This window comes from Streptosporangium sp. NPDC023615, assembly GCF_040640155.1.
Lineage (GTDB): Bacteria > Actinomycetota > Actinomycetes > Streptosporangiales > Streptosporangiaceae > Streptosporangium.
In genome coordinates this window covers 1-8,637 of sequence record NZ_JBFABE010000120.1, presented here as the reverse complement: position 1 = coordinate 8,637, position 8,637 = coordinate 1, and the positions used below count along the sequence as shown (strand labels likewise).

Below are 8,637 nucleotides of genomic sequence, written 5' to 3'. Positions count from 1 at the left end.
CCGCTTGAACTCGGCCTCGATCTCGCTCGGCACCCCTTCCACGTCGAAGGGGAAGCCCGGGCCGCCGCGTGCTCACCGGCGAGGTCGAGCAGGTAGCCGTGGACCGCGTCGAACCGGTAGTGCCCGGCGACGGCCGCCTCCTGCCGGGCGGCGTGGAGCTCCTCGAGCCCGGCCGCGGGGCCGTGCGCCATGCCGAGGGCCACGACCCGGTTCAGCGTGACCATCGGGCCCGGGGCGAGCCGGGCCAGGAGATCGTAGAGGACGAGGATCTGGCCCCAGTCGGTGTCCTCGGGCCGGGCGGCCTCGTCGTGGACGGCGGCGATGGCCGCCTGGAGCTGGTACGGGCCGATCGGCGCGGTCCGCAGGGCATGGGTGATCAGCGCGGTTCCCTCGGCGATCGCCGCGGTGTCCCACCGGCCGCGGTCCTGCTCGGCCAGGGGCACGAGGTCGCCGGAGGGGGTGGTACGGGCCGGCCCGCGCGCCTGGGTGAGCAGCATGAGGGCCAGCAGCCCGGCGACCTCGCCGTCGTCCGGCACCTCGGCGTGCAGCCGGCGCGCCAGCCGGATCGCCTCGGCGGAGAGCTCGGCCCGGCCGACGGTGGGTCCGGAGCTGGCGGTCGACCCCTCGGTGAAGATCAGGTAGAGGACCTCCGTCACGCTCCGGACCCGCGCGGCGCGGTCGGCGGCGCCGGGGAGCCCGAACCGCGCGCCGGAGGCCCTGACGCGTTGCTTGGCCCGGCTGATGCGCTGCGCCACGGTGGCCTCGGACGTCAGGAGCCCACGGGCGATCTCCGCGGTGGTCAGCCCGCCCACCGCCCGCAGGGTCAGGGCGACCTGGGACGGCGGGGTGAGAGCGGGGTGACAGCACAGCAGGAACAGGGTGAGGGTGTCGTCGGCCTGCGGGACGGCCGCCGGATCGGCGGGCGCGAGGGCGGCGAGCGCGCGCTCCCGGCCGGCGCGGGCGGTGTCGCCGCGGTACCGGTCGACGAACCGCCGGGAGGCCACGGTGATCAGCCACGCCTTGGGATCGTCCGGTACGCCCTGGACGGGCCACTGGGTCGTCGCGGCCAGCAGGGCCTCCTGGAGCGCGTCCTCGCAGGCGTCGAAGCCGCCGTGGTGACGTACCAGGGCCCCCAGGACCTGCGGGGCCAGCTCGCGCAGCCGCCGCTGCCAGGCGAACCCGGCGTGCTCGCCCGTGTCCCGCGGGGGGTCGCTCATGTCCCGAAGCCGGACAGCGCCGTCACCGGCCTCACCTCGACCAGGCCCATGGCCGCCTCGGGAACGCGGGCGGCGATCTCGACCGCACGGTCGGCGCCGTCGCACTCGACGAGGTAGAAACCCGCCACGACCTCCTTGACCTCGGCGAAGGGGCCGTCGGTCGAGGTCGTCCGCCCCTCCTCCACGCGGACCCGCCGGCCCGTGGCCGGGTCGGCGAGGGCTTCGGCGACGATCAGTTCGCCGGTCGCGGCCAGCGCCTCGTTGAGGACCGCGTACGCCCCCAGCCCCTCACGACGCCGCTCGGCGGGGAACTCGCTCCACAGTCGCCGGGACTCCGGGTTGCTGTAGATCAAGATCACGTATTTCACGACAGGTTCCCGCTTCGAGATTCTCCGGTGTGGCGTGTCGAGAATAGTCGCCCGGCCCCGACGTCCCCCGCGAGAGCCCTCCGGCCGAGGGCTCCGGACGAAGGAGGCTCGAAAGATGACGGAACCGAACCACCTCGCGGTCGTGGCGGCCACGGTCACGGCGTTCCTGCTGAGCAGCGTCTGGTACATGGGGTTCGGCGCCCGCCTGGCGACGCTGTCCGACGCCTACGCCGGCGCGGAGCGTCCGCCGGCCTGGACGGCGATCGCGGAGCTGGGCCGCGGCGCGCTGGTCGCGACGGTCCTCGCCTGGCTCACCGGCCAGGTGGGCGTGAGCGGTTGGCCCGGGGCCCTCGGGCTGGCGTGCGTGCTGTGGCTCGGCTTCCCCGTCGTGCTGCTGGCCGGCTCGGTGCTGCACGAGAGGGTTCCCTGGCGGCTGGCCGCCGTCCACGCCGGGGACTGGCTGCTCAAGCTGACCGCGATCGCGGTCATCGTCGGGACGTGGAGATGAACGACGCGGAGACGAGCAAGGATCGATCGTCGTGACACCGATGCCACCCCTCATTTCCGGGTGGCGGTGATCAGGTCGTGGGCGCCCTGGCGGAGCAGGTCGTCGGCGACGCGGGCGCCGAGGGCGGCGGGGTCGGAGTGGTCCCCCGGGCCTGGGAGCGGACGAAGGCGCTGCCGTCGTGGTTGAACACCATGCCGGACAGGCTCATCCCCCCGTCGGGGGTGGTGGAGGCGTGTCCGGCGATGGGGCTGTTGCAGTGGCCGGACAGCAGGTGGGGCATGGTCCGCTCGGCGAGGACGTGGCGGGCGGTCACCGGGTGGTCGAGCTCGTCCAGGACCCGCATGGCGGGGGTGTCGCCGCTGAGGGCCTGGATGCCGAGCTGGGCGCGGCGTCGCACGGAGCTGGTGCCGATCAACGATCCGGCGGGAAGTCCTGCCGGGGGGACGCCGTCGCGGGTGACGACGACGTCGTGCACGTCGTCGCGGGGCAGGCAGGCTCCGAACGACGTGCCTTCGGCCAGGGGTACGTCGCCGGGGACGTCCTTCATGCAGTGCACGGCGATGTCGATCCGGCCGCCGGTCAGGGCGCGGTCGATCTCCTTGCTGAAGGCGCCCTTGCCGCCGATCTCGGCGAGGTCGCCGTGCCACAGGTCCGCGCCGACCTGGATGGGCGTGATCTCGATGGGCACACCGGGCGCGAGCCGGGCGGCTCGGGCGTGGGGCGCGTGTTCTATGATCACGGACCTATGAGCCGGTCGCGCGCACCGTCCGCCACGGAGATCTCCTCGGAACGACTCCTGCTCCGCACGGCGTTGCACGACGCCGACCGTGAGGGATTCGTCGAGCTCCACACCGATCCCGGGGTTCAGGCGTACATCGGCGGCCCCCGGCCCCGGGGCGATGTCGAGCGGCGCTTCGACGCGGCGATCGCCGGGGCGACGTCCAGGCCCGGCAACTACGTCATCGCGGACGGCACGACGAACCGATTCGTCGGGACGTTGATGCTCGACGGCCGGTCGGCCGACGGTCCCGGGCACGTCACCGAGGACGGCGAGGGACTGGAACTGGGCTATGTGCTGGGGCGCGGCGCGTGGGGCGCGGGGTTCGCGTTCGAGGCCGCGACGGCCGCGTTGCGCGCCGCGGCCGGCGAGCTCCCCGACCGGCCGGTCTCGCTCGTGACCCGGACCGCGAACGAGCGGTCCCTCAGACTCGCCGCCCGCCTCGGCTTCCGCCCCGCCGGCACGTTCGAGGAGTACGGCGCCGAGCAGACCCTCTGCACGGCTCCCCTGTCCATGTTCAGGATCTGATCCCGGCATTCGCCACAGCGCCGGAAACGGAACCGCGGGCATCGGTACGCGGTCCGGCCGGCACGGGAGGGTCGAACGTCATGACATCGCCGCGCCCCCTCTCCACCGCTGTCGTCGAGCCGTGCCGACCGGCCTCCGCCGCGCCGGGCGGGTTCCGGCCGTGAGACCACCGGACGACAACGGCCGGGCCCGGGCCTGACAGCGATCCCGGGACTACTTGTAGCGGAAGTGATGTCCCGTCGAAGCGGCCTGCGAACATCTGCGAACCACTGTGCTGAGTCCGCTGTCGAGCCGTCAGTATTAGACGTTGCCTGTCATCGTTGGCCTACCTCGGACGGCCCACAGACGGCCCAGTCCTGCCGGTTGCGCCGATAATGTCGCCGCCGCTAGCGATCTTACAGCTCTTGGCCATTCCGGCCGAAAGCCTCCAGCATGCCTGCCGGGTTGCCGCGGCTGGCCAGCGTGGAGGGATGCCCCTCGCCCAACACCCGCCGGCTCGTACGAGTCTGAGTCAACTGATGCGGTGATACCGCATCATGAAGGCGGCTAACCAGTACCCTCTACGTGTGCTCCGGTTACTGGTCGACACATCAGTCTGGCTTGACATGGCGAAGCATCGGGATGGCCAAAAACTAATCGTGCCAATCCGCGTGTTCTTCTTTCAGAAGCGTCTTCAACTGATCGTGCCTTCGTTGGTTATCGACGAATTTGAGCGGAACCGACCTCGGATTGAGGCGTCTGTCTCAGCGAGTGTCACAGATCGTGTCCGTCAGTTGAAAAATGATCTAAATGAATACGGCGGGAATCAACGAGAGCAGTGGCTTGAAGAGATGAGTCACCGCCTGCCCCTACTGTCGGCCTTGTCGCTCAGGAACTTCACAGAGATCAAAGATTTGTTGGGCCATCCGACTGCAGTAGAGCCCACTCTCCGCCAAAGGGCTTCGGTGGTGCAGAGAGCCTTGGATAAGAAGGCCCCGTTTCACCTGGCAAAGAACAGTGTCGCCGACGCTCTCTTAATCGAGATATTCCAGGCTGCACTAAAAAAAAGCAGGGCGTCGGATGTCTACTTATTTGCCACTTCAAATCATCAAGATTTCTCTCTCCCGAATGGCGATCGCAGAAAGCCTCACCCGGACTTCCATGACATCTTCAACGACCAGCGTGCCCGCTACCTTCTTGGCTTGGAAGGTCTTACTACCGGATTAAAAGAGCACTTTGGCGAAGAATTCGAAGAGCTTGCCGAGGATGTGGAATTCTTCCAAGAGGAGCCTCGCACTCTTGTTGAGATCCTCGAAGCGGAGCGTGAGTACTTCGACAAAATCTGGTACGTGCGCAGCCTGATTCGACAGGAGAAAGAACCGCACGGTGAAGCTGACTCAGTTCCAGAAGAGTTGGCTGCCCAGATAGAATCCACTATGCGACGTATTGAGAATCGATATGGTGTCGAAAACGTAGGCCCTTGGGACGATTGGGGGTGGGGTTTTGTGCATGGTAAGCTCTCGGCCCTCCGATGGGTTCTAGGAAGCGAATGGGACTTTCTAGATACTTAGCTCCCGAAGGCACTACTGTGCTTGTCTATCCCGTCTGCCGTCATACACACCGCAGAGCAACAGCGGGCCAGCAGCAACGCTCGGCTGAGACCCAGCACTCTCGTAGAACTTAAGCCACGAGATGCCACGATATTTGAATGCCGCTGTATGGGTACAGGCGAGAGGGCGCCTATGCGTTGCAACCCTCCCACGCGAAGCACGCACAGACGTAAATAACCCTTCCCTACCTCCACAATGAGCTGAATCGATGGAACTGATTCCCCCGATAGACCCCATGAGCCTATGGACCGCTCTTGGACACCTGACAGGCACACGCCCGATGCTCGAACAATGGCAAGACAGCCGTTTTCAGTTCGCTTATGCTATTGGAAAACTCCTTGCAGGAAGCACTCCAGATAAACCAGCGGTCACGGGTCCTGCGCTCTATGGCGTGTACCTGTCCGGCACGGGCCTGGCGTATGTGGGGCAGACGCAGGAGGCACAGCGGCGATTACGCGATCTCCCAATCGGAGAAAGCCATCATGTAGCAACTACTATTCCACCTGAGATATGGGAACGCGTAGTGGTCATCCAATGGCCTGGCCTGGTCCAACTTACAGGTTCAAATCAGCAGGATCAGGTAAGTATCCTGGGATCAGAGGTATGCGGCTTGGCCTTGGAGTACTTACTCCAGGTTTGTCGCAGACCGCCACTCAACGCACGAATACGTACTACTACAGGTGAATGGCGACTGCGGGACCCGAAACGAAGCCAATCAAGAGGTGCCCGTAGCGCATCGCAGTGTGCGGAGCTATTCGAACTTATTCAACAGGAGTGGAACGCCCTGGAGGCCGTACCCCTGCCTCGACTTGAAGACACCACATTCCAAACTTGTCGAGACAATGGGCGCGTGGTCTTTCCATCCACACTTCTTAGAGCTAGCCACAGTGTGTGATTACCGTAAATCACCCACTCTGACGACAAGCCCGTGCACCCGCCTGACCTATATTAGATGTGTGCACGGACTGTCTTCTCTAGGCCACTACCTGGCCTAAAATACACATAGTTTTGAGCTGCATGAATCTGGCGGCGATTAGCCTCCTCTACCTGGTCTTTAGATAAAGTAAGCAACTCGTTCTTTTTTCCCAGCGCAACGAGAGCCCGAGGCCCTAGAGGAAGAATGACCGTATTTGCTTGAGCCAATGCTACCCCACCAAGAACCCCCGATGACTTCATATCCCATCGAACGGTAAGAGCAGGAACGTCCCCTATTAGGAACTCGCCTTGACTTGGTGTTGCGATTCTTACGCTTAGGGGGGAAAACGACTCGCGCACCCTTCGATACATGTCCTCTATACGGGCACGAAAAAAGCTTCCGTCATATACGCGCTCCCCTGACTGTCTGATCATTTCTTCTAAAGCTACCTCTAAAGCATCAGGACCTGCTGGCTCCAACCTGTGCTTGTAACGGAAATACTCTCTCAGGAGAGCTGGGTCACTTGAGTATTTCAAACGCAACTGCTCTTCTGTTTCCGTCACGGCACGCTGGGAAACTTTTGCTGTTTGCAAGCTTCTAGTAAAATGGAGAGCTATGACATTTTTAATTCTGTCGATGCACTCTGGACTAGAAATTGCGACCCCATCATCAACCGCCTGAAAGACGTGAGGAAGTTGATCCTCTACTCGCTTCCAAACCATTTCCAGAGAGTCCGACCCGCAGCGAACAAAATTTTTCACCTTGCCGCACTTATCTGAACCGCCGAGATAAACCTTCTTGGGATATTTAATGTTCAGATAACAAAGCTGGTTGTATTCTGCTCCTTGTCTTCCAGCGAAGCGCCTAAGCAGGGTTTGCGAGATAACATGTTGATCATCTGTCTCCTGTTGGCCTTCCGCCAACGCCTCCATGGCCCGGTAGAGCAGTTGGTCAGTGGAGAGCGAGGGCGGGATCGGCAACGAAGACATGAAGTGATTATGTCATCCGCAGGTCTCCACATGGAATGTTTGAAGGTATTCGCCCAGCTAGTGCAGATATCGGTGACTGCTCAAGGACAGATCAAACAGCAGGCAGTAGAGGGCAAGCCGATCGCTTGGGAGAGCTAGGGCGTGTTTCCCGGAGTTGACGGTGGCCGGGGTTCGGCTCTGTGCAGGATCTGCTCGGATCAGGAGTGGGGGTGCCAGGATCCGAGCTGGGCATCGGTCATGGTGGCGATCTCGTTGTGGACGTGTCTCCAGGCGGCCCAGACGCTGCGGCCCCAGGTTTGGACCAGGTCGATGTGCTCGTCTACGGAGGAGGCCATAGTGACGTCGAAGACCGTGACCTTGCCGACGTTGTCTGGCGGGGTGAAGCGGGGCCAAGACGGGACGGTGTTGGCCAGGTAGCCGTGGGCGTTGCGAGCTTGCAGACCGGTGAATCCGCGTTCAAAGACCAGGTAGAGGCCGTTCAGCGCGAACGCCACGGCGATCGGTTTGGTGCCTGCGCTGACGTGTTGGGCGCCGTAGGCGTCCACACAAGTTTGGTGCCAGATGGCGAGCCGGGCGGGATGGGCATGGTTGAACGCGGCGACCTCGCCAGAAAGCCGCAAGCACTCGGGCGAGGCGTTGTATCGGGTTTCGTTGCTCGTCCGTCGTTCGTCGGGCAGCTCAAGGCGGCACCCGGGGCACACACTCATGCGGTTCAGGTTATGTTCTTGATCGCCGAACCGGGTCGCGGAGCCAGATCTTGATGGACGCGATGTCGATGGTTCCCTGGTAGATGCGTTCGCGCTTATCGAAGCGCGTGGCCACCGCCCGGAACTGCCGCAGCTTGTTGAAGCAGCGCTCGACGGTGTTGCGCTTCTTGTACCACTCGGCGTCGAAGTTGGGCGGGCGGCCTCCGGCCGAGCCACGCTTGAGCCGATTGGCCTTCTGGTCCTCTTTGACGGGGATGACCGCCTGAATGCCATGTCTGCGCAGGTAGGCACGATTGACCTTGGAGGAGTACGCCTTGTCGCCCATCGCGCGGCCAGGCCGCTTGCGGGGACGGCCGCGCCCGCGGCGCGGGATGCGGAGGGACTCCATCAGCGGGATAAACCGTGGCGAGTCGCCGTGCTGACCCGGGCTGGTCAGCCGGGTGACCGGCCGGCACCGCCGGTCGGCGACCAGGTGAATCTTGGTAGTCAGCCCGCCACGCGAGCGCCCCAGCCCCTCACGGTTCTTAACCGGATTCTTGTGATTCGACGCCGCCCCCGCAGGCCGGTCACGGGCGGGGTCGTCCTTGGCCGGCTCGTGCGGGGCTCCGGCGGCGTGCTGGTGAGCACGGGCAATGGTGGAATCAGCCGACACCGTCCAGTCCTTCCCTTCGGCCTCGTCGCATCCAGCCCGCAGCCCGTCCAGCACCGTCGCCCAGGTTCCATCGCGTGACCAGCGGCGATGCCGTTTGTAGATGGTCTGCCACTTGCCGTACTGCTCGGGAAGGTCCCGCCACGGGCAGCCGGTCCGGGTCCGCCAGAACACCCCGTTGATCGTGCGGCGATGATCGGCCCACCGGCCGCCACGACCAGGGTTGCGCGGCAGCAGCGGCTCCAGCCGCTTCCACTCCTCATCGGAAAGGTCATGTCGATCCAGCACGTATCGGACTTACAGGACACCTCGTTCAAGATCCAGGAGACACGCCCTAGTACTACAACGATAGATTGTGATGGCTTAGCCTGGTCGCATGTCGAGTGCG

General features: G+C 64.3%; 9 protein-coding genes. 3 read left to right on the top strand and 6 right to left on the bottom strand.

Translation table 11 applies throughout. The annotated features are described in order from the left end of the window. Both AB0G16_RS37710 and AB0G16_RS37705 read right to left on the bottom strand, forming a co-directional pair. Window positions 1–1,217, bottom strand: a 1,217-nt coding sequence (locus AB0G16_RS37710; RefSeq protein WP_362815653.1) for a DUF6596 domain-containing protein, incomplete at its 3' end; no start/stop codon positions are given. Next, window positions 1,214–1,585 (bottom strand): YciI family protein, encoded by a 372-nt coding sequence (locus AB0G16_RS37705; protein WP_362815651.1) that lies wholly within the window; start codon window positions 1,583–1,585, stop codon window positions 1,214–1,216. The genes AB0G16_RS37705 and AB0G16_RS37710, both read right to left, overlap by 4 nt. 115 nt (window positions 1,586–1,700) lie before the next feature. Here AB0G16_RS37705 and AB0G16_RS37700 point away from each other — a divergent pair, with 115 nt between their 5' ends. Continuing rightward, window positions 1,701–2,093: a DUF1761 domain-containing protein gene (locus AB0G16_RS37700; protein ID WP_362815650.1), complete on the top strand. Its 393-nt coding sequence runs from the start codon at window positions 1,701–1,703 to the stop codon at window positions 2,091–2,093. A gap of 70 nt (window positions 2,094–2,163) precedes the next feature. Here the strand turns inward: AB0G16_RS37700 and AB0G16_RS37695 are convergent, their stop codons facing one another. Further along, window positions 2,164–2,832, bottom strand: coding sequence for a hypothetical protein (locus tag AB0G16_RS37695; protein ID WP_362815648.1), 669 nt, complete (start codon window positions 2,830–2,832; stop codon window positions 2,164–2,166). Window positions 2,833–2,838: 6 nt separating this feature from the next. Between AB0G16_RS37695 and AB0G16_RS37690 the strand changes: the two genes are divergently transcribed. Both AB0G16_RS37690 and AB0G16_RS37685 read left to right on the top strand, forming a co-directional pair. Next, window positions 2,839–3,399 carry a GNAT family N-acetyltransferase gene (locus AB0G16_RS37690; protein WP_362815646.1) on the top strand — a complete coding sequence of 187 codons (561 nt, stop codon included), beginning with the start codon at window positions 2,839–2,841 and terminating at the stop codon, window positions 3,397–3,399. Window positions 3,400–3,935: 536 nt separating this feature from the next. After that, on the top strand, window positions 3,936–4,949 hold the full coding sequence (locus AB0G16_RS37685) for a PIN domain-containing protein (protein WP_362815644.1): 1,014 nt from the start codon (window positions 3,936–3,938) through the stop codon (window positions 4,947–4,949). Window positions 4,950–5,936: 987 nt separating this feature from the next. On the opposite strand, the gene AB0G16_RS37680 is transcribed toward AB0G16_RS37685, so the two are convergent. The 3 genes from AB0G16_RS37680 to AB0G16_RS37670 form a co-directional block, all read right to left on the bottom strand. Further along, on the bottom strand, window positions 5,937–6,893 hold the full coding sequence (locus tag AB0G16_RS37680; RefSeq protein WP_362815642.1) for a DUF4238 domain-containing protein: 957 nt from the start codon (window positions 6,891–6,893) through the stop codon (window positions 5,937–5,939). Window positions 6,894–7,090: 197 nt separating this feature from the next. After that, entirely contained in the window at window positions 7,091–7,600 is a 510-nt protein-coding gene (locus tag AB0G16_RS37675; RefSeq protein ID WP_362815640.1) for a DUF5946 family protein, read from the bottom strand. A 10-nt stretch (window positions 7,601–7,610) separates the two neighbouring features. Then, window positions 7,611–8,534: an IS5 family transposase gene (locus AB0G16_RS37670; RefSeq protein WP_362815655.1), complete on the bottom strand. Its 924-nt coding sequence runs from the start codon at window positions 8,532–8,534 to the stop codon at window positions 7,611–7,613. Window positions 8,535–8,637: the final 103 nt, after the last annotated feature.